General features: G+C 49.8%; 27 protein-coding genes and 1 riboswitch. Of the genes, 15 read left to right on the top strand and 12 right to left on the bottom strand.

All coding sequences use genetic code 11. From position 1 onward, the window contains the following. Positions 1-56: 56 nt before the first annotated feature. The 3 genes from KI809_RS00420 to KI809_RS00430 are packed head-to-tail and all read left to right on the top strand — an operon-like array spanning position 57 to position 4,359. Positions 57-1,766 carry a tetratricopeptide repeat protein gene (locus KI809_RS00420; RefSeq protein WP_246559092.1) on the top strand — a complete coding sequence of 570 codons (1,710 nt, stop codon included), beginning with the start codon at positions 57-59 and terminating at the stop codon, positions 1,764-1,766. Next, positions 1,763-3,379: a peptide-binding protein gene (locus KI809_RS00425; protein ID WP_214169554.1), complete on the top strand. Its 1,617-nt coding sequence runs from the start codon at positions 1,763-1,765 to the stop codon at positions 3,377-3,379. The genes KI809_RS00420 and KI809_RS00425 overlap by 4 nt, the downstream gene beginning before the upstream one ends. Next, positions 3,379-4,359 carry an ABC transporter permease gene (locus KI809_RS00430; RefSeq protein WP_214169555.1) on the top strand — a complete coding sequence of 327 codons (981 nt, stop codon included), beginning with the start codon at positions 3,379-3,381 and terminating at the stop codon, positions 4,357-4,359. Before KI809_RS00425 ends, KI809_RS00430 begins: the two co-directional genes overlap by 1 nt. Positions 4,360-4,410: 51 nt before the next feature. Here the strand turns inward: KI809_RS00430 and KI809_RS00435 are convergent, their stop codons facing one another. Then, on the bottom strand, positions 4,411-4,635 hold the full coding sequence (locus KI809_RS00435; protein ID WP_214169556.1) for a GSU3473 family protein: 225 nt from the start codon (positions 4,633-4,635) through the stop codon (positions 4,411-4,413). Between the two features lie 72 nt (positions 4,636-4,707). Further along, on the bottom strand, positions 4,708-5,877 hold the full coding sequence (locus KI809_RS00440) for a tetratricopeptide repeat protein (protein ID WP_214169557.1): 1,170 nt from the start codon (positions 5,875-5,877) through the stop codon (positions 4,708-4,710). A 188-nt stretch (positions 5,878-6,065) separates the two neighbouring features. Between KI809_RS00440 and KI809_RS00445 the strand changes: the two genes are divergently transcribed. From KI809_RS00445 to galU, 8 genes are all read left to right on the top strand, one after another. Further along, positions 6,066-6,377, top strand: a complete 312-nt coding sequence (locus KI809_RS00445) for a YggT family protein (protein WP_214169558.1) — start codon at positions 6,066-6,068, stop codon at positions 6,375-6,377. 2 nt (positions 6,378-6,379) lie between these two features. Further along, a complete protein-coding gene (locus tag KI809_RS00450; protein ID WP_214169559.1) occupies positions 6,380-6,829 on the top strand; it encodes a DivIVA domain-containing protein in 450 nt (149 codons plus the stop codon). Further along, positions 6,819-7,136 (top strand): DUF167 domain-containing protein, encoded by a 318-nt coding sequence (locus tag KI809_RS00455; RefSeq protein WP_214169560.1) that lies wholly within the window; start codon positions 6,819-6,821, stop codon positions 7,134-7,136. The genes KI809_RS00450 and KI809_RS00455 overlap by 11 nt, the downstream gene beginning before the upstream one ends. 63 nt (positions 7,137-7,199) lie before the next feature. Then, complete coding sequence (locus KI809_RS00460; protein ID WP_214169561.1) at positions 7,200-7,451, top strand: FmdB family zinc ribbon protein; 252 nt, start codon at positions 7,200-7,202, stop codon at positions 7,449-7,451. 125 nt (positions 7,452-7,576) lie between these two features. Continuing rightward, a complete protein-coding gene (gene folD, locus KI809_RS00465) occupies positions 7,577-8,425 on the top strand; it encodes a bifunctional methylenetetrahydrofolate dehydrogenase/methenyltetrahydrofolate cyclohydrolase FolD (RefSeq protein ID WP_214169562.1) in 849 nt (282 codons plus the stop codon). Next, complete coding sequence (locus tag KI809_RS00470; RefSeq protein WP_214169563.1) at positions 8,422-9,069, top strand: methylenetetrahydrofolate reductase C-terminal domain-containing protein; 648 nt, start codon at positions 8,422-8,424, stop codon at positions 9,067-9,069. Before folD ends, KI809_RS00470 begins: the two co-directional genes overlap by 4 nt. Continuing rightward, positions 9,070-9,942, top strand: coding sequence for a methylenetetrahydrofolate reductase (locus KI809_RS00475; RefSeq protein WP_214169564.1), 873 nt, complete (start codon positions 9,070-9,072; stop codon positions 9,940-9,942). It abuts the gene before it with no gap. Between the two features lie 50 nt (positions 9,943-9,992). Beyond that, positions 9,993-10,856, top strand: a complete 864-nt coding sequence (gene galU / locus KI809_RS00480) for a UTP--glucose-1-phosphate uridylyltransferase GalU (RefSeq protein ID WP_214169565.1) — start codon at positions 9,993-9,995, stop codon at positions 10,854-10,856. A gap of 8 nt (positions 10,857-10,864) precedes the next feature. Here the strand turns inward: galU and KI809_RS00485 are convergent, their stop codons facing one another. Then, complete coding sequence (locus tag KI809_RS00485; RefSeq protein WP_214169566.1) at positions 10,865-11,689, bottom strand: energy transducer TonB; 825 nt, start codon at positions 11,687-11,689, stop codon at positions 10,865-10,867. Positions 11,690-11,863: 174 nt separating this feature from the next. Here KI809_RS00485 and KI809_RS00490 point away from each other — a divergent pair, with 174 nt between their 5' ends. Next, positions 11,864-12,787 (top strand): TerC family protein, encoded by a 924-nt coding sequence (locus tag KI809_RS00490; RefSeq protein WP_214169567.1) that lies wholly within the window; start codon positions 11,864-11,866, stop codon positions 12,785-12,787. A gap of 29 nt (positions 12,788-12,816) precedes the next feature. Here KI809_RS00490 and KI809_RS00495 read toward each other — a convergent pair whose 3' ends face one another. Then, entirely contained in the window at positions 12,817-14,133 is a 1,317-nt protein-coding gene (locus KI809_RS00495; protein WP_214169568.1) for a hemolysin family protein, read from the bottom strand. Between the two features lie 143 nt (positions 14,134-14,276). Next, positions 14,277-14,444, top strand: a riboswitch (M-box (ykoK) riboswitch). Positions 14,445-14,506: 62 nt separating this feature from the next. Between KI809_RS00495 and KI809_RS00500 the strand changes: the two genes are divergently transcribed. Then, positions 14,507-15,778 carry a magnesium transporter gene (locus tag KI809_RS00500; RefSeq protein ID WP_214169569.1) on the top strand — a complete coding sequence of 424 codons (1,272 nt, stop codon included), beginning with the start codon at positions 14,507-14,509 and terminating at the stop codon, positions 15,776-15,778. Between the two features lie 12 nt (positions 15,779-15,790). Beyond that, positions 15,791-17,086, top strand: coding sequence for an Nramp family divalent metal transporter (locus KI809_RS00505; protein WP_214169570.1), 1,296 nt, complete (start codon positions 15,791-15,793; stop codon positions 17,084-17,086). Between the two features lie 355 nt (positions 17,087-17,441). Here KI809_RS00505 and KI809_RS00510 read toward each other — a convergent pair whose 3' ends face one another. Genes KI809_RS00510 through KI809_RS00520 form a run of 3 tightly spaced genes read right to left on the bottom strand, consistent with a single transcriptional unit; the run spans position 17,442 to position 19,114 of the window. Then, positions 17,442-17,987, bottom strand: a complete 546-nt coding sequence (locus KI809_RS00510) for a DUF4124 domain-containing protein (protein ID WP_214169571.1) — start codon at positions 17,985-17,987, stop codon at positions 17,442-17,444. Between the two features lie 26 nt (positions 17,988-18,013). Next, complete coding sequence (locus KI809_RS00515) at positions 18,014-18,358, bottom strand: histidine triad nucleotide-binding protein (RefSeq protein ID WP_214169572.1); 345 nt, start codon at positions 18,356-18,358, stop codon at positions 18,014-18,016. Further along, entirely contained in the window at positions 18,359-19,114 is a 756-nt protein-coding gene (locus tag KI809_RS00520) for a TlyA family RNA methyltransferase (RefSeq protein WP_214169573.1), read from the bottom strand. 103 nt (positions 19,115-19,217) lie between these two features. Here KI809_RS00520 and KI809_RS00525 point away from each other — a divergent pair, with 103 nt between their 5' ends. Further along, on the top strand, positions 19,218-20,633 hold the full coding sequence (locus KI809_RS00525) for a hypothetical protein (RefSeq protein WP_214169574.1): 1,416 nt from the start codon (positions 19,218-19,220) through the stop codon (positions 20,631-20,633). A gap of 84 nt (positions 20,634-20,717) precedes the next feature. Here KI809_RS00525 and KI809_RS00530 read toward each other — a convergent pair whose 3' ends face one another. From KI809_RS00530 to ftsE, 5 genes are all read right to left on the bottom strand, one after another. Further along, positions 20,718-22,604, bottom strand: coding sequence for a hypothetical protein (locus tag KI809_RS00530; RefSeq protein WP_214169575.1), 1,887 nt, complete (start codon positions 22,602-22,604; stop codon positions 20,718-20,720). Positions 22,605-22,742: 138 nt separating this feature from the next. Continuing rightward, positions 22,743-24,086: a S41 family peptidase gene (locus tag KI809_RS00535; RefSeq protein ID WP_214169576.1), complete on the bottom strand. Its 1,344-nt coding sequence runs from the start codon at positions 24,084-24,086 to the stop codon at positions 22,743-22,745. A gap of 68 nt (positions 24,087-24,154) precedes the next feature. Continuing rightward, positions 24,155-25,336: a murein hydrolase activator EnvC family protein gene (locus KI809_RS00540; RefSeq protein WP_214169577.1), complete on the bottom strand. Its 1,182-nt coding sequence runs from the start codon at positions 25,334-25,336 to the stop codon at positions 24,155-24,157. Position 25,337: 1 nt separating this feature from the next. Continuing rightward, on the bottom strand, positions 25,338-26,285 hold the full coding sequence (gene ftsX, locus KI809_RS00545; protein WP_337833263.1) for a permease-like cell division protein FtsX: 948 nt from the start codon (positions 26,283-26,285) through the stop codon (positions 25,338-25,340). Further along, complete coding sequence (gene ftsE, locus KI809_RS00550; RefSeq protein WP_214169578.1) at positions 26,272-26,940, bottom strand: cell division ATP-binding protein FtsE; 669 nt, start codon at positions 26,938-26,940, stop codon at positions 26,272-26,274. Before ftsE ends, ftsX begins: the two co-directional genes overlap by 14 nt. Between the last annotated feature and the right edge of the window lie 50 nt (positions 26,941-26,990).

A 26,990-nucleotide genomic window follows, 5' to 3' on the forward strand; every position in this document is an offset into this window, starting at 1 on the left:
TCCCGAATCTGCTCTTATCGGGTTTCATTGAGCAATAGTTATTCAGGTGTCATCAGATGATACGAGCCAGAATCCTTGCCATCGTTGCCGTGAGTGCACTTAGTTCCGCTTGTGCCACAACAGAGCGGGTTGCTATGGCCGACGCTCCGAAAGCCCACGCTTATATTGCTGATTCACGAGCAATGTACCTCTTCTCCCAAGCTCGCCTCAACACGCTTGAAGGAGACTATGACGGTGCCCTCGCGCTACTTAGAGCAGCCGCGGAAAGTGACCCTGAGGCTCCCTACATTCATAATGCCATGGCAGGAGTCTTCCTGAAGATGAATAATCTTCCGGCGGCGCTTGCTGAATGCGAAACTGCCCTCGGGATTGATTCTGAAAATTTTCAAGCGCACCAATTGGCAGGCAATATCCTTGCAGCTATGAAGCGGGACAAAGAAGCATCAGTTCATTTCAAAAAAGCTATTGAGCTGAATGACAAAAAAGAAGAGATATACCTGCATCTGGCTGTTTCCTACGTCAAATCCTTTGATTACGAAGAAGCGGTAAACGTCCTGAAAAAGCTCATCACTGTGGCTCCGGAAAACGCTTTCGGCTACTACTACCTCGGCAAGACTTATGACCAAATGAAGCTTCACAAAGAAGCCCCTCAGTATTACCGGAAGGCGATCGAACTTAAGCCGGATTTCGATCAGGCGATGATCGACCTTGCAGTATCCCTTGAATCGCAAGGACAAACAGGGGATGCCATTGCTGCTTACCGACAATTGCTGGAGGATAACCCCAAGAACTCTTCCATTGCTCAACATCTCGTTCAACTACTGATTCAGCAGCGAAGACTGGAAGAAGCCTTGTCATTGCTCAAGAAGCTTGACGAAAACAACCAGGGTGGCCTAGAAGCAAAGCGAAAGATTGGACTGATCAACCTTGAGCTAGAGCGATTCGACGAGGCAATCGCCGTATTTGAGTCGATTCTTAAACAGGAACCGGAAGCCCATCAGATACGTTTTTACATCGGCAACGCCTATGAAGAGAAGGGGAGTATCGATCAGGCTATAGCCGAATACCTTAAAATCCCGACTTCCTCCTTCAACTACTTTGAAGCAGTTGGGCACATCGCTTTTCTTTATCGGGACAAAGGTAATGTTGAGCTGGCAATCTCTTACCTAAAAGAGATAATTCGACAAAACCCTGAGCGACTCGAACCATACCTTTTCCTATCCGGAGTTTACGACTCTCAGAGCAAGTTTGAGGAAGGCCTGACCGTCCTTACCGGCATTGAATTAAAATTCCCGGATGATCCGGCTCTCCAGTTCCGTCTTGGCGTCCTTTTTGACAAACAAGGGAAGAAACAGGAGTCGATTGCCCGGATGAAACGAGTCCTGACCCTGACGCCGGATGATCCCCAGGCGCTTAACTACCTCGGTTATACCTATGCCGAAATGGGTGAGAATCTTGACGAGGGGCTTCAGCTCCTAAAGAAGGCCAACTCCATGCGGCCGGACGATGGCTTCATAATGGACAGCCTTGGCTGGGTTTACTACAAGCTAAAGCGTTATGACGAAGCGATAAAGTACTTGGAAAATGCGTACGAGCTTATCGATGAAGACACCACCGTCATTAGCCACCTTGCCGATGCCTATGCCGCGAAGAAGGACTATAAGAACGCGCTGGAACTCTATCGGCGAGTTCTTCAACTTGATACGGAAAACCGCGATGCTGCTGAGAAGATTCGAAAAATCAAGACGGAGACCGGCGAAAAATGAACCGTTGGTGGGCCTCTTGCCTGCTGTCGTTGCTTCTTTTTTCAGGGTGTGCGGCTGATTCCGAACAACCACCCTCCACCAGGAACCCGGCAGCTCCTCCTGCCTATGGCGACAGCCTGATTGACAGTACTATCGGCGAACCCACCACCCTCATTCCGATCCTTGCCTCTGATTCAGCGTCTCACGAAGTAGCAAATCTTATCTACAACGGCCTGGTGAAATACGACAAGAACCTTGAACTCACCGGAGATCTGGCTGAATCTTGGGAAATATCCAGGGATGGCCTATCGATAACCTTTCACCTCCGTAAGGGCGTCAAATGGCATGACGGCACTGAATTCAGCGCTCGTGACGTCATGTACACTTATCGGGTTACCATCGACCCCAAAACTCCGACCCCTTACGCCGAAGACTTTAAGCAGGTAAAAACCGCGACAGCACCAGATCGCTACACCTTCAAGGTAACGTACGAAAAACCGTTTGCCCCAGCCCTTGCATCCTGGGGCATGAACATTCTTCCCTCGCACCTACTTGAAGGAAAAGACCTCACAAAGAGCCCCCTATCCAGGAAGCCGATCGGGACAGGCCCATTTGTATTCAAAGAATGGGTTGCCGGCCAAAGGATTATTCTTGATGCCAATAAGAATTATTTCGAGGGTCGTCCCTATATCAACAGCTACGTCTACCGAATAATCCCTGACAATTCGACCATGTACATGGAGCTTAAAGTAGGCGGCATCGACATGATGAACCTTTCTCCAGTGCAGTTCCAGAGACAAACCAATACCAAGGCTTTTCTGGCGCGCTTTGCCAAGTATCGTTATCCGGCCTCATCCTATGTCTATTTGGGATACAACCTGAGACATCCTCTTTTCTCCGACAAACGGGTCAGGCAGGCAATAACTGCAGCCATCAACAAGGACGAGATAATTAATGGTGCGCTTCTGGGGATGGGACAGGCAACGCACGGGCCGTTCAAACCAGGCACTTGGGCCTGCAACCAGCGACAAAAAGATATCCCTTACGATCCGGAACACGCAATAAAACTGCTGTCTGAAGCCGGATGGAAGACCAGAAACAGCCAGGGGATCCTGCTCAAGGATGGGAAACCATTCCAGTTTACAATCCTTACCAATCAAGGAAATGACGTGAGGCTTAAAACTGCTCAGATTATTCAACAGCGATTGAAGCGGATCGGAATTGATGTTCGAATCCGGGTGGTGGAATGGGCATCACTGCTCTCACAGTTTATCGACAAGGGGAATTTTGAAGCACTGGTCATGGGATGGACAATTACACCAGATCCAGACCTGTATGACGTCTGGCACTCAAGCAAGACCGGGCCCAAAGAGCTAAACTTTGTCGGCTATAAGAATCAGGAGGTCGACAGGCTGATCGAACAAGGGCGAAGCACCTTTGACCAGGAAAAGCGCAAGCAATGCTATTACCGGATCCAGGAGATTCTGGTGGAAGACCAGCCCTATTCTTTTCTCTATGTTCCCGACGCCTTGCCCGTCGTAAACTTAAGATTCCGAGGCATTGAGCCGGCGCCAGCCGGCATCTCGCACAATCTCATAAAGTGGTACGTGCCCAAAATGGAGCAAACCCACTGATGTACAGCTACTTACTCAAACGAATCCTTATGCTGTTGCCGCTGATGCTGGGCATCACCCTCATCACTTTTGTCGTTATTCACCTCGCCCCAGGAGAACCGGTGGAGATGCAAGTGGCGATGAACCCGAAAATTTCGGCAAAAACCAGAGAAAAGATGCGCGAATTCTACGGCCTGGACAAACCGCTCCATGTCCAGTACGTAAGCTGGCTTAATCGGCTTGCCCGTCTGGATTTCGGTCGGTCATTCGCTCCGGATAACCGACCGGTCATCGATAAAATCAAGGAACGGCTGCCGATCACCATCTCACTCAACGTTGTTGCCTTGATTATCGAATTCGGCCTTGCCATCCCGATCGGCATCCTGGCCGCGGTCTATCGAAATTCGCTGTTTGATAAAGGTATCACCATTTTTGTCTTTCTGGGATTTGCAGTACCAACCTTCTGGTTGGCACTGCTCCTTATGTACTTTTTTGGGGTAAAGCTGAACTGGCTCCCCATTTCAGGGCTACACTCCCTTGGCAGTGACCGGTTGCCATTCGTTCAACGCTTATTGGATCTGGCGAGACACCTGGTGCTGCCGTTGACCATTGCATCTTTCGGCAGCCTTGCCGGCGTTTCCCGCTTTATGCGATCAACCATGCTGGAGGTTATTGGTCAGGACTACATGACCACAGCCCGGGCAAAAGGACTCAGTGAGCGGGCTGTTATTCTCCGCCACGGGCTCAGAAACGCCCTGCTGCCAGTCATCACCCTGCTAGGTTTTTCACTGCCGGGTCTTATCGGGGGCAGCGTCATCTTCGAAACAATATTCGCAATCCCCGGCATGGGTCAGCTTTTCTATATGGGAGTTATGGCGCGAGACTACCCTTTGGTAATGGGGATTCTTGTGATTGGTGCCGGATTGACACTTATCGGCAATCTACTGGCGGATATCGCCTATGCGTTTGCAGATCCACGAATAAGGTCGGTCAAGAATTGAGCTGGAGGATAAACAGAGTATGGAATCGTAAGGGAATTTCGTTCTGTCGATTCAGGAGAACATCTTCTTTTTGGACAACGCAGTTCTTCGCCGTTCCTGGCCGGAATAAGAATTATCAGACGTAACATCCATCCCGCGCACTGATCCTGCCGGTGCCGTTATCCAGCCATCGCTCCGGCGAAATGCCACAACCTCTCCGGAAGCGATGCAGGACTCAAGGAGTTCCTCTTCGATAAACCTTTCGTTGCCCAAGTTGTCACGAACCTGTATATACACCACTAATCTCCGCGCAGTCGGTTTGTATGAATAAAAGTATATAGTCGCCCAATCACATGTCAATCGATGATTCTACAATAAAGGAACTCTGCGCGTACCTACGAACTCAAGGGTCTTCTGCGCCTGATCAAGCCCTTGTTCAGCTGCTTTCTGAAACCACGACAGCGCTTCTATCTTGTTCTGCTTAACCCCCAGGCCATTATAATACATAAGCCCTAAATGAAACTGAGCAATGTCAAGACCTTGCTCTGCAGCCTTTTTATACCATTTGAAGGCCTCTTTACGGTCTTGTTTTACCCCGTCGCCCTTATCATACATCAGTCCGAGCGCAAACTGGGCTTCATCAAATCCCTGCTCGGCAGCCTTACGGTACCACTTCAAGGCGATTTTTCGGTCCTGAGCGACAATGATCCCTTTGTAATATATTTGTCCCACTGCATACTGAGCGTCGGCAACACCGCGCTCCGCCGCCTTGCGATACCACTTCAAGGCCTCTCGGGTATCATGTGCAGCGCCTTCCCCCCTATCATACAGCTGCCCCAAACTATACTGGGCCCGAGCATAGCCTTGGTCTGCAGCCTTTCGATACCATTTGAAAGCCTCATTTTTATTCTGTTCAATTCCGTCACCCTTGTCATAAAGAGCGCCAAGCTGGAATTGGGCTCTGGCAAGCCCTTGCTCAGCCGCCTTGTGATACCAGAATGCAGCCTTTTCTTTATTTTGTTCGACCCCTTCACCAGCATCGTATTTCAAGCTCAAGTTAAGCTGGGCATTGGCATGCCCCTGATCCGCAGCCTTCTGATACCAGCGGACTGACTCGGTTTTATCCTGCTTTACTCCATCCCCCCGCTCATACATCTGAGCCAAGGTAAACTGCGCATCCGCAAGCCCCTGATCTGCGGCCTTTTTATACCATTTGGCAGATTCCTTCTTATCCTGTTTTACTTCTTCTCCAATGGAATAAAAAAGACCAAGGGTTGTCTGCGCTTTGGCATAGCCAAGTTCAGCAGCTTTACGATACCACTTTACCGCCTCTCGCCGGTCCTGTCGGACCCCCTTGCCGTTTGAGTACATCTGGCCAACCTGATAGAGTGATCGTGCACTGCCATCGGTTCTGAATTCTCTTATTGCCGTCGCAAAATCCCCTTCATTGTAGGCTTTCTGAGCAGAATTAAAGTCTGCAAAGGTGGCCTGCGAAACGAGAATGACTGCTATACCCATCAATGCGCCTTTATAGAACATACCATCTCCCCTTTTCTCCAAATTCAGTTCAATCATAACCTGACTGGTATATCAGCAACAACTGTAATTTAATTTTTGCAATATTTCCGGATAAATATAAAAGACTGCGACACTGGACATCCTTGACAGACTCAGGGTAATTCTGTATAAAGCTTCAAGCTGTTTTACCTTGCAGATAAGGGATTTATATGTTCATTATTGCGAACTTTCTCAAAGCAGTCGCCAGCATTGCCGACACTGTCCTGACGATTTACATGTATATCCTGATTGCCAGGGCCATCCTCTCCTGGGTAAATCCTGATCCATATAATCCGATCGTAAATTTTTTGTACCGGGCTACTGAACCGGTATTGCAAAGAGTGCGCAGAGTCCTGCCAAATACCGGAGGACTCGACCTGTCTCCGTTGATGATCCTGCTGGCAATATTTTTTATCCAGAAATTCATTATCGCATCACTTTTTGAATTGGCCGATCGAATGAAATTCGGCTTGGGAGTCTGAACATGCAGATATCTCCCTTAGACATCCAACAGCAACAATTCAAGGGTAAAATGATCGGCGGACTGGACCCCGATGACGTTGATGCCTTTCTCCAGCAGATTTCCCAGGAGATGGAACGACTGATTCGCGAAAATACCGAACTGAAAGACCAATGCCGTAAGTCGGCTGCCGAAATGGACGAACTACGCCAGCGTGAGACTAACCTCCGCGAAACCATGCTGGCAGCTCAGAAGATAACTGAAGAGATGAAAGCCAATGCCCAGAAAGAAGCTACTCTTCTTATATCTGAGGCTGAAATCAAAGCAGAACGAATTCTTGCAGACGCCGAAAACAGACTGTTGCAACTCAACACCCAAATTCAGGACCTTCGCCGCGAAAAACTTCAGTTTGAAACATCTTTCAAATCCATCCTTGAAAACCACCTGAAACTTCTCAACACCAATGTCGCTTGAGCCATCTACCCGACAGTTAAATATCTCATCCACAAATGAAGGGGTGACCTTTGCAGTCCATGTCCAACCGCGTGCCAGCCGCATGGAGATTTGCGGGATGCAGGGTGATGCGCTTAAGGTCCGCCTCACCTCTCCTCCTGTTGAAGATGCCGCCAATCGCCAGTTGGAAGAGTTTATCGCCAAGACCCTCGGAATAGCAAAATCGAAAGTATCGGTCATCTCCGGGACAAAATCTCGGCAAAAAAGACTGCTCATCCGCGGAGCGGATGCAACAACCATTGCTGCAATTCTTAATGAACAGACTTGACAAATCCAGGTTCCAATAACTATATTGCATGTAGAAACCTGTTTAAAAAGAAGGAGATCAACAATGCCACTTTACGAATATCAATGCACCGCATGTAACCACCACTTCGAACTTCGCCAGAAGTTTTCCGACGAACCGGCAAAAATCTGCCCCAGCTGTGGCGGAGAAGTACAAAAGTTGATATCCTCTGCCGCATTTTCTTTAAAGGGAGGAGGTTGGTATTCCGAGGGATATAGTAGTAGCGCAACTAACGCTGCTCCTGCCTGCCCTTCCGGCGGGAGTTGCGCCGGATGTCCTTCGGCTGCTGCGGCCTAACAGTTTTTTTGACCTGTAAAAAGACCTCCATTAATTGGAGGTTTTTTTTTGCAGAACATTGTAAACCTTTACAAAAAACTACAACCTGTCTTAATATGCTAAAAATTTATTTAGGAGCAGAGAAGATGGCAAACCTGATTGATGGCAAGGCAATAGCCTCTAAAATTCGTGGAGAAATCACAGCAGAAATTGCTGCCCTCAAGACAAAAGGAATAACCCCGGGACTGGCGGTAGTGCTGGTAGGTGAAGACGCAGCAAGCAAAGTGTATGTAAGCATGAAGGAAAAGGCTTGCCAGGACGTTGGAATCTTCTCCGATGAGCACAAGCTATCTGCAGATACAACAGAAGCCGAACTTCTGGACCTTATCGACAAACTGAATTGTGACCTCAGAATTCACGGCATCCTTGTCCAACTCCCCCTACCTAAACAAATCAATACTGAGAGAGTACTCGAGGCGATATCGCCTCATAAAGACGTTGACGGGTTTCACCCATACAATGTCGGCAGACTTGTCATCGGGAAGCCGGTCTTCCAACCTTGTACCCCGTACGGCGTTATGGTAATGCTCAAGGAGACCGGCATTGATCTGAACGGCAAGGAGGTGGTGGTTGTCGGTCGGTCAAATATCGTCGGCAAGCCAGTGGCGCTCATGTGCCTGGCACAGCATGCAACAGTTACTATCTGTCATTCAAGAACCAAGGACCTGGCGGCAAAGGTCGGCAACGCCGATGTAGTCATAGCTGCTGTCGGAGTACCGGAGATGATCAAGGGCAACTGGATAAAGCCAGGAGCAGTTGTCATAGACGTCGGTGTCAACCGTGTCGGGGAAAAGAAACTGGTTGGAGATGTGGAGTTTGGCCCTGCAGCAGAGCGCGCTTCTGCCATAACACCTGTCCCAGGTGGAGTCGGCCCGATGACGATAACAATGCTCCTCCAGAACACCGTGGAATCGGCAAGGCGTACCTGCCGATGATCGTAAGCCAGCAGAAACCGCTGGATGAGATACTCTCGGAGCTAGACGGCATTTCTCGTGTCTTCCTTATCGGCTGCGCCAAGTGTGCAACCGTTTGCAAGGCGGGTGGAGAGGAAGAGGTCTGGCAGATGCAGGAAAGTCTCACTGCCGTTGGCAGGGAGATAACCGGCTCCATCGTTATCGACGAAGTATGCCACATGCTCCGCACGGCCCGTGATTTGCGTTCCCGCAAGGAAATGGTCGACGAAGCTGAAGCCATCGTTGTCCTTGCCTGCGGAGCAGGGGTTCAGTCTGTTTCAGCAACCACTTCCAAGCGCACGCTTGCCGGGCTAGACACCAAGTTCCTGGGGAACATAAAACGACTTGGCCAGTTTGAACAGAAATGTTCCCTCTGCGGTGAATGTCTGCTCTCAAGAACCGGCGGGATCTGCCCGGTTACGGTCTGCCCAAAAAGCCTTCTCAATGGGCCCTGCGGCGGCATGGACAACGGTCGCTGCGAAGTTGACCTTGAATCTGAATGCGCCTGGAAGATGATCTTTGACCGTCTTTCCGATCGTGGAGACGCCGAACGTATCAAGAAGACCGTGTCAGCAAAAGACAACTCTACTCGCAGGCAACCCGGTCGCCTGAAACTGGACAAATAGATGATGTCATCATTCCAGGCCAAACTGGAGAGCAACACTTTTGTCATTACCGCTGAGGTATCCCCTCCCAAAGGCATAGACTGCTCTGATTTTCTGTCAATCTCACGTTCGCTTGCTGCCATGGTGGACGCTATTAATGTCACAGACAACCAGGGTGCCAACATGCGGATATCTCCTCTTGCCGCCGCGGCACTGTTGGTTCGGGAGGGGATTGAGCCTATCTACCAGGTCACATGCCGCGACCGGAACCGCCTAGCCCTGCAGAGTGATCTGCTTGGAGCTGCGGCATTGGGTGTAACCAATATCCTGGCCTTGACAGGAGACTTTATAAGCTTCGGTGACCATCCCCAAGGCAAACCGGTATTTGATCTCGATTCCGTCCAACTGCTTAACGTTATTGCCGGCCTCAACAATGGTAAGGATATGAACGGGCACCAGTTGACCGGCAGCACCACCTTCTTTTGCGGAGCTGCAGCCTCGCCTGATGCCGAACCGCTCGAACTTACCCTGATAAAGATTGAGAAGAAAGCGGCTGCAGGAGCCGGATTCCTGCAAACTCAGGCGATCTTCGACATCCCAAGATTGGGCCGATTCAGGGAAGCGGTTAGTCACCTGCCGGTTAAAGTAATTGCCGGGATTCTGGTACTCAAATCAGCCGGCATGGCACGCTATATCAATAAGAATATTCCCGGTCTCACGATCCCTGATCATATTATTGATGAACTTGCCGACGCTGCTGATCCGGCGGCAAAGGGGTTGGAAATTGCCTGCCGTTTTGCCAAAGAGGCAGCACCTCTCTGCAATGGCATCCACATAATGGCCATGGGGCGTGAAGAGTTGATTCCGCAAATCATTGCCGCGTTAAAACCATGATGTTGACCTTTATTACAGACTATCAGCTATCGGCATAAGGAGATTCTCTAATGCAAGTGAAAAAAGCTATTTTCCCGGTTGCAGGCCTCGGCACAAGATTTCTTCCGGCAACAAAATCCTCTCCGAAAGAGATGCTACCGCTTATCGACAAACCTCTCGTGCAGTATGTCGTCGAAGAGGCCGTTGCCTCGGGGATAGAACAGATCCTTTTCGTAACTGGCCGGGGCAAACGCGCTCTGGAGGATCATTTTGATATCGCCTTTGAGTTGGAGGCGCACCTGTATGATAAAGGAAAAGACAAGGAACTTTCTCATATCCGAGAAATTGCAGAGATGGTGAACATCTTTTACGTCCGTCAGAAGGAGGCTAAAGGCTTGGGGCATGCCATTCTCTGCGCCCGGGATTTCATCGGCAACGAACCGTTCGCGGTTCTTTTGGGCGATGACATCATCGATGCGCAACGTCCTTGCCTCGGGCAACTGCTGGAGGTGTACCGCAAATACCGCGGACCGGTTCTGGCTTTGGAAAAGGTGCCGATGGAACTTATCTCTTCCTATGGTTGCGTGAAGGCCAATGCTATCTCGGAACGGATCTTCGAAGTAACTGACATGGTTGAAAAACCGAAACGGGAAGAAGCGCCGTCGGATCTTGCCATTATTGGTCGCTATGTCCTGACCCCGGAAATCTTTCCTATCCTGGAAAAGCAGGCACCCGGCAAGGGAGGAGAGATCCAGTTGACCGATGCCATTCTGAAACTGTCACAAGACGAAGCGGTCTATGGGTGTCAGTTTGAGGGGATACGTCACGACTGCGGCGATAAACTTGGTTTTCTCAAGGCAACTGTAGATATGGCCCTAAAAAGGGAAGAATTCAGCAATGAGTTCAGAGAATATCTGAAAGGTTTGAATTTATAAGGACATAGTCAATAGAGCCGGCCGCGAATTGAACCGCTGCTGATGCCATAATGAAAAAAAGCGATCAGGTGAAACTGATCCTTGTCATAGCCTTTTGGCAGGGCTCCAACCGGACCAATCATGCTCAGGGTACGCCTGACTTCATCGTCCAGGATCCTGCTGCCTGAGCTTTCCAGGATCTCCACTTTCTCAATTTCTCCTCTGCGATTGAAAGTAATGCGCACCGGGGTGACCCCCTCGACCCCTAATTTTACCGCCTCGGCTGGATAGCGCCAAACTCCGTAAACTGCCGTCTCAAATCGTCTCAGGAAAGACCCGAAAAGGATATCGTCGGTATTGAGAAATTTGGTATCACTCTCCTTGACTTCTTCTTCATATTTTTTGCGGTAGCTCTCCTCGATCTTCGCCAGTTTGCCCGCAGATGGATAAAGCTTCGCAATATCTGAAGCAACCGGCTCCTTTGGCTTGAACAGGCTCTCTTTGGACAGTTTTTCACGCTCTTTTTCCACTGGCTGTTGCTGCGGTCTTATCTGCGGCTTTTGTGGGGGTACCTCACCAAAACGACTCAGTTTCTCCCGCTCGCGAGTACCACGAGGAGCCATCTCCTCCGGTACCCTCTGGAACGATTCTGATTTCCTCGTTGCCTCTTTTTGTCCTTTCGGCAGTTGCTTAGTAATCTCGGGGAGATCCTGTAAATCCACCATTATCGGCTCTTGGGTGGCCTTCTTGCCAGCCTGGGGCATGGCCATTATTAGAAGGAACAGGCCAACATGGACGATGAAGGAGAGAGTAAGCGCGAGCCCCAACGATTTTTCACCGGGATTATGATGCATGCAAGATCAGTCGATTCAAGAGGGTTACCAGCCTATGGGGATTGTATTCCGGCATCCGGCAAAATGCAACCTCTACAGCCTGAAGTATGGTAGCCGGTAAATCATTTGACACTGGTAACCCCTTGGCCTATTATCCGCTGTCGCATCAAACCAATAGGATACGGATATATAAATATGACAGGCAATGGGCTACTTTGGCTTGGTTTCGGCGGTATCATGGCGATCATGTTCGCTATTGATATGGGCATATTCAACCGCAAAAGCCACGAAATAAGGTTCCGCGAGGCCTTGGGATGGACCATAACCTGGGTGCTGTTGGCGCTGGCGTTCAATGTCTGGATTTATTTCCAAATGGGCTCAACCAAAGCTCTGGAGTTCTTCACCGGCTATCTGATCGAAGAGTCCCTGTCGGTTGACAACCTCTTCGTTTTCATCATGATCTTCTCCTATTTCCATATTTCCAAATCCCATCAGCCCAAGATCCTGAAATGGGGAATCATCGGCGCTCTTCTGATGCGGGCCATCTTCATTTTTGCCGGAATTGGACTCATCGAACGATTTCACTGGATGCTCTACATTTTCGGCGGGATACTCATTGTCACCGGGTTAAAGATGGCATTCGGCAAGGAAGAGCAGATCGAACCGGAAAAGAACCTGCTCGTGCGGCTGGTCAGGCGGTTCATGCCGATAACCAAAAGAATTCGCGATGACCGCTTTTTCATAAGAAAACAAGGGATAACGGCCGCCACCCCGCTCTTTCTTACTTTATTGGTGGTTGAATCCAGCGACGTCATTTTCGCCATTGATTCCATCCCGGCAGTATTGTCAGTGACCCGTGACCCGTTTATCGTTTATACATCAAATGTCTTCGCAATCATGGGGCTGCGCTCCCTTTACTACCTGCTGGCACACGTGATGGAGATGTTTGTCTACCTGAAACTCGGCATCTCCTTCATCCTGGCTTTTGTCGGCATAAAGATGATCCTGGTGGACATCTGGCATGTACCGATACACTTCTCACTGGGGGTTATCGTCGGCGCACTGGCAATAGCGATCCTGACATCGGTCACCATCGGCAAGCAGCATGGCAAGCATTGAAGCAGTAACGAGTTCGTCCGTACTTTCTGTTACGACTGGTCGGGCTCGCGAGCGAAAGACATCCGAACCCGGCGAATACGCCGGCGTTCCAGCGCTTCAACAGTGAACCTCATCTCCCCGAACTCGACACTGTCCCCAACATTTAGCAACCGTCCTGCCTGAGCAAGGACAAATCCGGCAATAGTGGTATAAGAATCCTCTTCAGGCAATGAAAGATGCAGATGCTGGTTGACATCCCGCACAGTCAGCATCCCGTCAAGCAGATAGGTCTCACCCTCTGTTACTATTTGAGCCTGCGTTTCCTCATCAAACTCATCGTCAATTTCGCCGACAATTTCTTCGAGGATATCCTCAAGGGTGATTATTCCCTCGATCCCACCGTATTCGTCAACAGCAAACGCCAGATGGGTTCGGGCGGACTGCATCTGCCTGAGAGCCACGCTCAGCTGGGCTGTGGCAGGAATGAACATGGGCGGATGAACCAGCTTTTCCAGATCGAACGGTTGCTCTATGCTCTGCTCCAGGTATGGTTCAATATCTCTCCGGAATACGACGCCAACGATACTGTCAAGATGCTCCCGATAAACGGGTAACCTCGAATACCCCAACTCCCTGAACGCCTTTTTGGTTTCATCCAGTGTGGCGTAGACATCCAATGCGGAGAAAGCATTGCGAGGAACCATCACTTCCATGACTTCCGCATCGGAGAACTCGAAAATCCCATGCAAAAGTTTCTGCTCTTCCGGCTCCAGATTGCCGCTTTTTTGCGAAGCGTCAATGAGATGCCGGAGTTCATCAACTGTGTACACTGAAGCATGGTCAACCGTAGAGTGAAGACCGACCATCCGCACCGTGCGGATGCCTGCCCAGTCCAGAAAGCGTATCGGCCAGCGAAAAATCTTCTGGAAAAACCTCATCGGCCAGGCGATAGCCAAAGCAACCTTTTCGGCCCGCTCAAGGGCAAGGGTTTTGGGAGCAAGTTCGCCGAGAACTATATGCATTACCGTTATGGCTGTAAAGGCAAGGGTAAAAGAGATCGTATGGCGGGCGGCAACCGAAACAATTCCCCGGAGTGGGACATCCAGGAGACGGGCAAACGCCGGTTCGCCGATCCAGCCGAGAGCTAGCGATGACATGGTAATCCCGAGCTGGGTGGCAGAGATGTAAATGTTAAGGTTATCTACCAACTCCAGCAAGGTTTTGGCACGGTTATCCGTCCCCTCCTCGACAATGGTCAAGACCCTCGAACGGCGTACTGCCACGAGTGAAAACTCTGAGGCGACAAAAAAACCGTTTGCCAGCACAAGCAAAATAACCAGAACAATATAGAGCGCTGTTGAAAACATGATATTGGAGCGTCCTCGTTCGCTGAAGTAAGTTTTACCACCTCAAGGTCACATTGTAAACCTTAGCACATACAGCGATTCCGCGCCAAACCCGGACGGGAAATTTGATTGACAAACAAGGGCTTCGGGTCTATAAAATTTCTAGAATTCCTCGTTAGGATGAGGCGTTAGCACAAACAGAAGCTACTGCCCAGAAACGTCGAAAGACGCCAATGTGGTAGACCAGGTCTGGCCGGATTAAGGCTTTACTTAAGGTAGCTGGTGATTACACCTACGTTGTGCTCTGCCGAAACTCGACCAGGGGGAAGTCCTGTGCCGCCTTATGCATAAGACCCTTCCCTGTGGAAGGGTTTTGTCGTTATTGGGGGGCAATATGAATGTTATTATTGGTGAACTGTTCATCAGTTCCCTGCTTGGCAAAAACGCCATAAATGATCTGGGGCAGGATATTGGTAAACTCATCGACCTGGTGATGGTCCCGGGTGAAACCTTTCCCATAGTATCCCACATCATCCTAAAAAACAGGCGGGGACTCTGTTCAGCATCATGGGAACAGATATCGCTCTTCAACCGGGCCGTAATCTCAGTCTCCATGGAAACAGCCGACTCACTCCCTCTCCATACAGACGCAGATGGTGAAATTTTCATCAAGCGCGATATCCTCGACAAGCAAATAGTCGATGTGGATGGCGCCAAGGTTGTGCGAGTCAACGACGTCAAGCTCGGTCGCTTTAATGACTTGCTCTGTATTTTTTCGGTCGACATCGGCTTTCGCGGCCTGTTGAGACGTTTGGGATATGAGCGGTTCGGTGACTCAATCGCCGGCATCCTCAAGCAACAGATTCCGGACAACGAAATCAGTTGGCAGTTTGTGCAACCTTTGGAAATGCATACTTCCAGGTTGGCCCTGACTGTTGCCAGGGACCAGATGAAGGAACTCCACCCGGCTGACCTGGCAGACATCATCGAGCAGATTCCGGTAACCAATATCCAGACAGTGCTCAACACCATAGACTCTGAAACTGCCGGCGATACGCTCTACGAACTGGAGCCTGAGTTCAGGACCAAGCTCATTGAGCAACTTGGCAGCGAACAGGCCTCAGACATTCTTGAGGAGATGGCCCCAGACGAGGCTGCCGACGTCCTGGCCGACCTCCCTGAAGAAAAAGCTCAGGAACTACTGGGACTGATGGAAGCTGACGAAGCCGAAGAGATCCAGGAGTTGATGGAACATGAGGAAGACTCCGCCGGCGGCTTCATGAACTCCGAGTTTCTCTCAATCGCCGGCGACATGACCATTGAAGATGCCCTTCGTCAGGTTCGGCTGGTAGCGCCGGATATCGACACCGTCTATTATGCCTATGTCCTTGATGATGAAGACAGGCTCGAGGGGGTTGTCAGCCTCAAAGATCTCCTGGTTACCCCGGCCAACACGGTCATATCTGAACTTATGGAAGACAACCTGAAAACAGTACAGGTCAACTCCGAACCGGAAGAGATCTATCATCTGATGACTAAATACAATTTGCTGGCAATACCGGTATTGGATGAAGAAGGCAGGATGGCCGGGATCGTCACGGTTGACGACATATTACAACACTTCCTGCCACACCTCGTACGTCGCAAGCGCCACATGTATCATTGATCAGGAGCAGCCATGTTTACCGGTATCAGTTTGATGAAATTCATAAAACCACTGGGCCAGGTCAACAGAAAGAACATCTTACTGTTCCTTGCCATTCTGGGACCTGGAATAATAACCGCCAACGTCGACAACGACGCCGGTGGAGTAACCACCTATTCTCTGGCAGGCGCGCACTTCGGTAACTCCATCCTCTGGGTAATGATACCGACAATGATTGCCCTGGTGGTGATCCAGGAGATGTGTGCCAGAATGGGAGCAGTTACCGGCAAAGGGTTGTCGGACCTGATCCGTGAATCGTTCGGCGTCAAGGTAACTTTTTACGTTATGGTCGCCCTGCTGCTCACCAACCTTGGCAATTCGGTTTCAGAATTTGCCGGCATTGCCGCCAGTTTAGAGATTTTCGGCATCAGCAAATACATTTCTGTACCAGCTGCCGGCCTTCTAGTTTGGCTTCTTATTGTGAAGGGCTCATATAAGCTCGTAGAAAAGGTCTTCCTGATCGCCTGCACGGTTTATATAGCTTACCCGATCGCAGCCTTCATGGCCAAGCCCAACTGGGGAACCATCATTACAGCTACCGTTGTGCCCACCCTTAATACCGACAGCGCCTACCTGATGACCATCATCGGCGTGGTCGGCACTACCATTGCGCCCTGGATGCAGTTCTATCAACAGGCCGCAGTCGTTGAAAAAGGGATTACCATTGAGCAGTACAGTTTTTCCCGCCTCGATGTCTTCGTCGGCTGTATCATGGCAATAGTTGTTGCCTTTTTTATTGTTGTTGCCTGCTCTTCGACCATTCACACCCAAGGTCTCAAAATCGAGACTGCTGCTGACGCGGCATTGGCGCTGAAGCCCCTTGTGGGGCAATATGCCTCGACGCTTTTTGCCTTCGGGCTTTTCAATGCATCCCTGTTTGCGGCCTGCATCCTGCCGCTATCAACCTCTTACTATGTCTGCGAAGGCATGGGCTGGGAATCGGGTATCGACAGAAACTTCAAGGAAGCTCCTCAGTTTTTCTGGTTATTTACGATTATTATTATTCTCAGTGCGGCACTGATCCTTATCCCCAATGCCCCGCTTATTAAAATCATGTTCCTGTCTCAAGTTGTCAACGGCATCATGCTTCCATTTGTCCTTGTCTTCATGCTCATCCTGATAAACAACAAGCGGCTCATGGGTCGTCACTGCAACGGGCCGGTTTTCAATATTATCGCTTGGATGACCGCCATAATAACCATTCTGCTAACCCTCCTCATGACTCTGGATATGATATATCCCGGCAGCGTCGCTAAAATAATCTCGTGACGCTCAAGTAATGCTCGACCTGGTCGATACGGTTATCAAAAGCGAGAAAACTCTCTTGACAGATTTTCCCCAATAGCTATACTTAAATCAGATGAATGATCTTTAACAATATGCTCTGGGCTGCAGGTAAGACAAGTTAAGGAACCTGACTATTAATGTCGTGAACAGGCTCAAGTCCAGACGTGGTGTGCATGCCCTCAATCAACAGGGAAGCCTGAAACGTCTTCTCGGGCAAAGATAGAACCCTGGTCAGTGACTTAATCAGCTACGGCAAACTGGAGCGTAAATGCAAAAACCCGGTCCCAAGACCGGGTTTTTTCTGTTTAATCTACTAAGATTTGGATTGATATTCCTCTTACCTCAAGTCTTGAGGAACCCCGGCCTTGTTGGCCTGGTCGGTTAATGACTCAAAACGTTTTCTCGCAGCACCTTCCTGCTCCTCAAGGAGTTTCCTGGTATTTTCAAGAGACTTGTACTCGGAACGCGACATTGAGCCGCTATTGCTAAGTCTGGCATTTATCGCATCCAACTGATCTTTGTAAGATCTGAGGTCTGCCTTCAGCTTGCCAAATTCGTTAAACCAATAGCTTTCCTCTTTCCCGCCGAAAAGCTGCTTTTTTTCAGCTTTTGCCGGAGTTGTCGCCCCGCTGCCTCCCTTCAGGTTTACTGGAGGTTCAACTACAGCTTTTGTCCCTTGAGTATCCGCAACCGGTGCAGCGGAGTCGTCAGGCTGGTCCGATTCAACCTTTTTTGCCTTATTCCGGTATTTTTTCGGTATTTTCCCATAATCTTCGGTAAAGGCAGTAACACCTTGCTCATCTTCCCACATGTAAACGGCGCACGAAGCATCAACAGCAACCAAGAGTGCAAGAACCAACGTTGAAGCTAGCAGAATTCTCATGATGTTCCCCTTCTTCGATATTTATCCTACCCCGGAGGCCAGATAAAGTCTCTTCCGGCAAGCAGATGAAAATGGATATGAAATACCGACTGACCAGCACCGGCATTGTTATTATTAACAACTCGGAACCCTTTTTCAGCAAAACCCTTTTCGCGGGCAATCGCTGCAGCTACCTGAAAGACATGGCCGACTAGTTCACAGTCTGTCGGCAACATATCCAAAGCGTTCACAAAGTGCTTTCTCGGAATAATCAACAAGTGTACCGGTGCCGCAGGCGAAATATCTTCAATAACAACAACCCTGTCATCCTCAAACACCTTCTTGGCAGGGATCTCACCATTTATTATTTTGCAGAAGATGCAATCTCTCATTCACTCCCCCTCTTGATCGGATTTACCTAAATAGATAAGAAACTCGCGGTTGCCTTTTGGACCTGTGATTGGCGATTCGACAACCCCTTTAACCTTAAGACCCAGCTCGCCAGCCAGGGATTTAACCTTGTCCACAACCTCCTGATGCTTGCTTTCGTCTCTTACCACCCCACCCTTCCCCACTTCACCGCGGCCAACCTCGAACTGCGGTTTTATAAGGGCAATAATAGTTGCCAACGGCTTGATAAGAATTATAACGTGCGGAAGGATCTTGTCGAGCGAGATGAAAGAAGCATCAATCACTGCGATATCCGGGATTTCATCAAGAATGGCGGGTTCAAGGTAACGGATATTGGTTTTTTCCAGGTTTATTACACGCTCATCCTGGCGCAACTTCCAGGCAAGCTGCCCATACCCGACATCTACTGCGTAGACCTTTCCAGCTCCCCTTTGCAGCAGGCAATCAGTGAAACCTCCAGTAGATGCGCCGACATCGATGACAATCTTTCCCGTAACATCAATAGCGAATTGATCAAGCGCCTTCTGCAGCTTCAAACCACCGCGACTGACATACGGGTGGTCTTCACCTTTCAGACGGATGACAGCGTCGGGAAGAACCTGTTCACCGGCCTTGACGGCAGCATGATCACCGACAATCACCATTCCGGCCATAATCAGGGCCCTGGCACGCTCCCTGGACGGCACGAGCCCCTGTTCCACAAGGACCTTGTCAAGCCGTTCCTTTGCCTGTTTCATTCAGTGCCTCGGACAACCATTAAGAATTATTGACTCTTTCCATGTACTGTATTAAATTACCTCAACTTGAGCCAAATCTGATCGATAATTACCACACTACGCCATGAAAACGAAGAAAATTGCTCGCACCCTTATTCCATCCGCAGCACTGCTCTGCCTGACCCTGGCCCAACCTGCCCACGCCTACCAATCGCCGGAGGCGCAGAGTTTCATATCAGGCTTCAACTCTTTCAAGAACAAGGATTACCAATCAGCGATCAAACAGTTCTCGACGCTCCTTGGCCAACCTGAATCGCAACTAAGGGAACTGTCTCTGGTTTTTCTCGCCCGAGCTTATTTCAAAGAGGGCAATACCAGTGAGTCGGCTTATCTTCTTTATCTCTGGAAGCAGGAGTTCCCGGACAGCAATCTGAAAACTACCCTTGAACAGGACCTGATGCGCGAAACCGCCAAAATCGATATCAACGCAATTCTGGCAAGGAAAGAGCAGGAACGGATTGCGCGCGAAAAGGCTGAAGCTGAGCGAATTGCCAGGGAGAAAGCAGAGCAGGAAAGACTGGCTGCCATCAAGGCTGAGGAAGAGCGTAAAGCCCGCGAGAAAGCCGAAGCCGAACGTATTGCTCGGGAGAAGGCAGAGCAGGAAAGACTGGCTGCCATCAAGGCCGAGGAAGAGCGTAAAGCTCGCGAGAAAGCCGAAGCCGAACGTATTGCTCGGGAGAAGGCAGAGCAGGAAAAACTGGCTGCCATCAAGGCCGAGGAAGAGCGTAAAGCGCGTGAGAAAGCCGAAGCCGAACGTATTGCTCGGGAAAAGGCTGCTGCTGAGCGGCTGGCCAATCACAAGGCATCGATTTTCGCTGCAGTCAGTGCGCCAAAACTGGTGATGGCTGTCTCTTCTGGTGACCTGGTTGCGGTTGCAGGCAAAGAGATGGTTATCCCGCTGACCATTACCAACCCTGGGATTATGGCAGACAGCTTCACTCTGGCTACCGCCTTCCCCGAAGGCTGGCAGTCCCGCTTCGAGATAGAGGGTAAACCAATCACTACCACAGCCGAGATTGCCCCAGGCGCCTCGACCACAGTACAGCTTAAGGCTAAGCCTCCGGTAAGCGTTCTCGAAGGGCAGCAGCTGGCCTTGCCGATCCGCTTGACCTCGCAGGTTGCCGGTGACCGCCCAATCTCAACAGAGATTGCCATGACCGCATCCGCGCCGATTGTCAGGGCGGTGGTCAAGAAGGTTGACTCGGTCGATGGCGACAATTCTCGGGCTCAATGTCTGGTTTCCGTGCTTAATGTCGGTAGCGCCGAGGCTTCATCATTGAATATAACCATCAACCACCCCGCGTCCTATGTCCCGGTAACAGACGGCTCAGCGACATTCAGCAAGGTTTCCGGCGAGACCATCAGAATCAGCCAGTTGAACCTGGCATCAGGCGGGCTTCAGGAGTTCCTGATCAACTTCAAGGTTAAAGGCGGCACCAGCAAGGGGATTTCCTGCAAGGCAGAACTTACGCTCGAATAAACCTCTGAACGGCATCTGCAGTAATAAAAGGAAAGGGCTTCACGGATAACCGTGAAGCCCTTTCTTTATAAGTCTACCAAGGTGTTACTGTACAACAAAATCGCTGGATGTCAATGTTACCGTACTTCCTCCAGATAGGGTAACCGACCCGATCGGCATAACGGTGAACGTCGCCGGAGAGGGATTGTAGGCATAGGTAGCGGTAAAGATCGGTGTACTGCTCGTCAACGCCGTATTGGGGGCAAGATTGACAAAAGTCGTAACGGCATTCTTTTGCTCGACTGCAACTGCGGAGCCGTATGAAGCTATCGCCGAGGTGCTTGTTCCCGGAGCGGCAACGATATTGAACCAAAGCTTTGTCACCGTGTTGCTCCCCAGTTTTGCAGCACCAGCCGGGGTCAGAGATACATTCACATTCTGGCTCGAAGTCTGAACATAACAGGTCTTTGTCACCGTACCTATGGGAGTGCTCGATCCCTGACGGGTTGCTGTTATGGTGACATCACCTGCGCTGTTGCATCTGAGGTACACTGCCGCCTTTCCAGCAAAAGTGCCTGCCGCTGCTACGGATGGAGCTGCAGAAGTGCCATAGGCTCCTGTTTTGGACCAGTTGCCGTCAAACACGCGTATCGTGCCGGCACCAGTTGCCGTGAAATTGACAATCGTTCCCGTTGGGATAGATGCATCCGAAGCAATTACAAAAACAGGTCCAAGCGCCTCTTTCAGAGAGGCATATGAAGCAAGACCGTTACCGAAGGTGACCGTTTTGGTATCACTACTGCCCTGACAATCGGCTTTTACTACCACGTCGCCGTTGACAGAGCTCAGGATAGTTGCCTGTGCGGTGTTTGCAGGAGATGCGAGGATCTTTGTCGCATAGGTCGTGGCGAGATTACCGAAAACAGCATTACCCGAAACGATAGAGAACGTCACATCGGTACCGACAGGCAAATTAGTCGTCGAGGTGACACTCAGGTTAATAATGTCGGTACCACTGGCTACAGCACTGCTCTTGTCGACGGACAGCGTGATCACGGGAGCCCCGCCAAACGTGATGGTTGTTGAAGCGCTAACGGCGGCACAGGTAGCGGTAACGGTCACGCTACCCAGAGTTGCACTTTTGATCTTCGCGGTTGGTGCGTTCATGGTAGTGTTATAGGTCGTCGAACCGTCCTCAAAGGTTGCGATCCCAGAGGTTATCGCAAATACAACAGGAGTGCCTGCCGGCTTAACCGGAAGAACAGATGCGGTCAGGGTAACAATATCGCTGCCATTTGCAATCGCCGATGCCTTATCCTTTGTTATGCCAACCGTCACCGGCAGTGGATCCTGGTTTACGGGGATTTGGGTTTTCATGCTAGCAAGCAGGTCGCCAACAGTTACAGGAGTAGAAGCACCAGTGCTCATGCTGGATATTGCACTCAGGGTACTTTGGTAAGTTCCTGATGTGGGGGATGAAGTAACTATATCAGCTACTCCGTAAAGATTACTGATTTTACTGTTTGCAGCGGTTATATTGGCCGGGCTCAATGCTCCTGTTCCCAGGTATTGAACTGCAAGCTCTGTGAGTGGCGTAACTGCAGCAGTTAACGGAGTCCCACTTGTTGCATTGGCAACATATGCCCTTAAACCATTTTGAGTTTGAATGTTCAGCTGGGTGGGGAGTCCGGTAGATTCATCGACATATGTGCCCCCTGTCACCTGTACCATTAATGGGCCGGTGTAATCACCGATGTTAATACTATATGTGCCATCAGCAGCCGTTGTAGCATCACTTCCAATCTGGGTGGTTACTGCCTCCCCAACAATTTTATAGGCGCGCACCGTCCCGCCACTTACAAGCCCCTTTGATGCAACCCCACTAAGTTGAGTCACAGGGCCAGGGGTACTGCCCCCTCCGCCGCCACCGCAGGCAACGAGCAGCGTCAGGACACTGATAATCAATAAACCCGCCTTTACCAGACTTTTCATGCAGGAAACCTCCAATTGGGTTGATGTTTCACTATAGCAAGAAGCATGGAACAATGCAAAGAGTTGGCAACGCTAGCCACAAACAGCAACGGGGAGCAGCAGCTCCCCGTTCAGTTCAGGATATTGGCACAACGACGCTTAATTGCCGGTTGTTGTCATCACCTTTTTGATTATTTCCCAGCCTTTCAGAAGATCGAGGGCACGGAGCAACTGATAATCAGCCTTTACCTGTTCATCGGTCTTGTAGAGCGGCAACTTTTCCTTCTTGGCATCCTTGTCCTTCTCTTTTTCCTTATCCTTGTCCTCAAAGTGATTCTCAAGGTCTTTTTCCCGAATGTGCATCGCATCTTTCTTCTCAGCAGCAGCTGCGAGTTCAACTTTTTCTACAGTTATGTCGGGAGTAATCCCCTTTGCCTGGATAGAGCGACCGCTTGGAGTGTAATACCTAGCTGTTGTCAGACGAAGACCGGAATTGTCCGAAAGCTCAATCAATGACTGAACTGAACCTTTGCCGAAACTCTGAGTCCCCATGACAACGCCCCGCTTGTGATCCTGAAGAGCACCGGCAACAATCTCAGACGCGCTAGCGCTGCCGCCGTTGATCAGCACCACGATCGGATAACCAGGCTCTTTGCTCCCCTTGCGAGAGGTGTAACGCACCTTTGACTCTTTTTCGCGCCCTTCGGTATAGACAATCAGCTCACCTTCCGGCACAAAGTGCTCGGCAACCCGGACCGCCTGGTCAAGCAGTCCGCCTGGATCGTTCCTCAGATCCAGCACCAGTCCACGCAGGGTTCCGCCATTTTCCGACTTCAATGCGCTCAGCGCTTTGGCAAGATCATCATCGGTCTTTTCCTGGAACTGGGCAAGTCTCACATAGCCATAACCATCATCTAACGTCTTATACTTGACGCTCTTCACCTGAATGATATCTCTGGTAAGCGGGAAATCCTTGGGTTTGTCGAACCCTTCACGCATTATCGTAAGAGTAACCTTGGTCCCTTTGGTACCGCGCATCCGCTTTACCGCCTCGTTGATGCTCAGATCCTTGGTGTATTTGTCATCAATCTTGATGATCTGGTCTCCGGCCTTTATACCAGCCTTGTATGCAGGGGTGTCCTCAATGGGAGAGATAACCGTCAGCATGCCGTCCTTGATCGAGATCTCGATACCAAGACCTCCGAACTGCCCCTTGGTATCAATTTTCATCTCTTTGTAGCTCTCGGGAGGCATGAAAGAACTGTGTGGGTCAAGAGAGGCCAGCATACCATTTATGGCTCCATAAATGAGCTTTTTGGTATCAACTTCCTCGACATAACTCTTTTTGACAATCGCAAGCACATCAGTGAACAGCTCGATCGACTCATAATCGCCGCCCTGCGGTGCGGTGTGTCCTTTGGAGCCGATACCGACCACGACAGAGAAGGCTAGTACAGCGCCCAGACAAATGGCGGTAAAACGTATTTTACGGTTCTTGAACATCATTCCTCCAGAATTTAAGGTTTCATGACCTTGATAATTCTAATCAAAACAAGCTTGCTGCAACTAACTCACCTGAACCAGGGAGCAGGATCGATCGGCTTTCCCTGATGTCTAAGTTCAAAATAAAGCATTGTGCCCCTTGATGAATCGACATCACCAACATTGGCAATTGCCTCATTACGGGCGACTTGCGCCCCGACCTTCTTATTCAACCTTGAAGCATGACCGTAGAGGCTGAAATAGCCGCCGCCATGGTCAATAATTACCATATTGCCATACCCTTTAAAATAATCTGCGAAAATTACCTGGCCATCAAAAACTGACCTTATTTCCGTCCCTTTGGCAGCAGCTATGGAAATACCGTTGTTAACAGTGTAGGAGTTGAATTCCGGGTGCTTATGCCGCCCGAATTGTGCAAGAATATCACCTTTTACCGGGATTGCCAATCGGCCCCTCTGAGCAGAAAACCCTTTATCGGCAACAGGCGGTAGCGGTTCACGTTCTCCAAGGGCCTGCTTTTTTGAAGGTTTTTGATTATAGCTTTTTCTGCTGTTTGCTTCAAGCCTTTCCATCATCGCTTGGAGTCGGCGGGCATTAGCCTCCAGTTCTTTTATGGATGCCTGCTGACTCTTGGATTTGTCCCGCACTTTTGAGAGGTATGCCGCTTTTTTAGCCTTTTCTTCTTCTATTTCTACTTTTTTGCTCGCGATACTGGCGATTATATTCTCTTTTTTTGCCAGATCACGTTCGAGAACGTTTTTGAGACCTTTCAACTGGTCAATCTTGGATTTGTATTCGGCAAAAAGCTGCTGGTCACTGTGCAGTACTGCCTGCATATAACGTTGATTCTCCAACATCTGAGGAAAGGATTCAGCAGAAAAAAACATCCGGGTAGCTCCTAACTCCCCGGCCTTATATAATGAAACAAGGCGGCGTCTGATCTGGTCACGCTTTTTGTCGGCGGCAGCAGTGGCCTGCACGATCTCAACACCAGTTTTACCCAGCACCCGCTCAACTTTAACCAGATCATTCCCCAATGCCTTGAGGTTTGCTTCTTTTTGCTTAAGGCTTTGGTCGATTTTAGACAGCTCGCCTGATACCTGTTTTTCTAGCTTCTTGTTCTTTTTAAGTTCAGTCTTTTTCTCCCGTATCTCCTGTTTAATACCGTGGAGATCATCCCGCACATCAGCGATAGACAGACCGGCAAGACCTGTAACCAGAACAATTACGATAAGTGATATTCGGCCCATATCAGAAAGTTATAAACCGCTTTAAAGAGGCAAGGCTGCCGATGAACCCGAGTAATATGCCGGCGAATAGTATTACTGCCAGATATGAAAGCGGTAGAAATTGCAGCCCGGAAGAAGTCGGCGTTAGCCTGAGAAAGTCGGCCGCGTTATAAAGAAAGGTATAATATGAGGCGGAAAGCAGAATCAAGGCCAGGAGAGAACCGACAAACCCCTGAATAATCCCCTCTATGAGAAAGGGCGCCTTGATGAAAAAGCGCGTTGCGCCAACCAGACTCAGTATTTCCAGCTCATCTTTACGCGCATAAATCGTTAGCTTGATCGTGTTTGAAACTATAAAAAGCACCGATATCAGCAAAAAGCCACCGATCAAAGTTACTACAAATCTGGCTAACTGCATGAACGTCGTCAGCTTTCTTACCCATTCTTCGCCGTACTGTACTTCACTGACGCCAGGTATCTGTTTCAAACGACTGACAAAGCTTTCGACTGATTCACTGTCTCGCCCCCCTTTTTTGAGAGTGATCTCGATTGAGGCCGGGAGAAGATCAGCTGTAACCCCTTCCATTAAAGACTCCTGGCCCCGCAGCCTGGCGCGGAACCTCTTGAGAGCGTCTTCTTTGGTAATGAAGTTCACCGAATCAGTGTATTGGAGGGACTTTATCCGGGAAACAATTTGTGAGAGCTCTTGAGACGCAGGTTCCTTTTCGAGATAGACTGTCACCTGCACCTGACGGGTCCACTCATGAGCAACCCCTTCTAGGTTTACCAGCAAGAGAAGAAACACGGCAATTATCAGAAGACCAATGGCAATTGTCAGCATTGTCACCAGATTGATAAATATATTCTGTTTGATATTAAGTACTGCTCTGCCAATAAAATAGCGGAGTCGCCCAAATACACTGGGATTTGATACCCGTTGACGGGTTGCCATTTTCTTAGCGCCGCTCACGGGTGTCCTCCACAATCATACCCTTTTCCAAAGCGATAAAGTCTCTGTGACTGGCCTCGATATAACGGCGGTCATGGGTAGCCACCATGACTGTTGTTCCTCTAATATTCGCGTCGCGAAGGATTTCCAGAATCTGTTCCTTGTTGAGGTCATCAAGGTTTCCGGTCGGTTCATCGGCAATCAGTATCTTCGGTTCGTTAACCAGTGCCCTGGCAATGGCAACTCGCTGTTGTTCACCGCCGGATAGCTTCAGCGGTGTTGCATTTATCTTATGCTCAAGCCCAACCCGCTTGAGCGTGTGATAAACCTTCTTGCTAATATCCTTTGCATTCCAGCCAAGCACTTCAAGGGTTAGCGCAACGTTTTCGAGCACAGTCCTGTTTGGCAAAAGTTTGAAATCCTGGAAAACAACACCGATAGAACGACGTAGCATGGCAACCTGAGTTCGGGTCATGCGTGTCAGGTTCTGGCCATCAATTAGGATCTGCCCGGAATTTGGCTGAATGCCGGCAAAAATCAACCTGAGCAATGTTGACTTACCCGCTCCTGAAGCGCCGGTGACAAACAGGAACTCCCCTTTGTGAACATGCAGATTAAGACCCGGCAGGGCGGTATCGCCCTGATAAGAGACTGAAACATTATGGAGTTGGATCATAAAATCACTTCTGTATGGCTTTGATTATCTGTGGGAAGTTGCGATGGGGT

Origin of the sequence: Geoanaerobacter pelophilus, assembly GCF_018476885.1 — a bacterium.
GTDB classification, from domain to species: Bacteria; Desulfobacterota; Desulfuromonadia; order Geobacterales; family DSM-12255; genus Geoanaerobacter; species Geoanaerobacter pelophilus.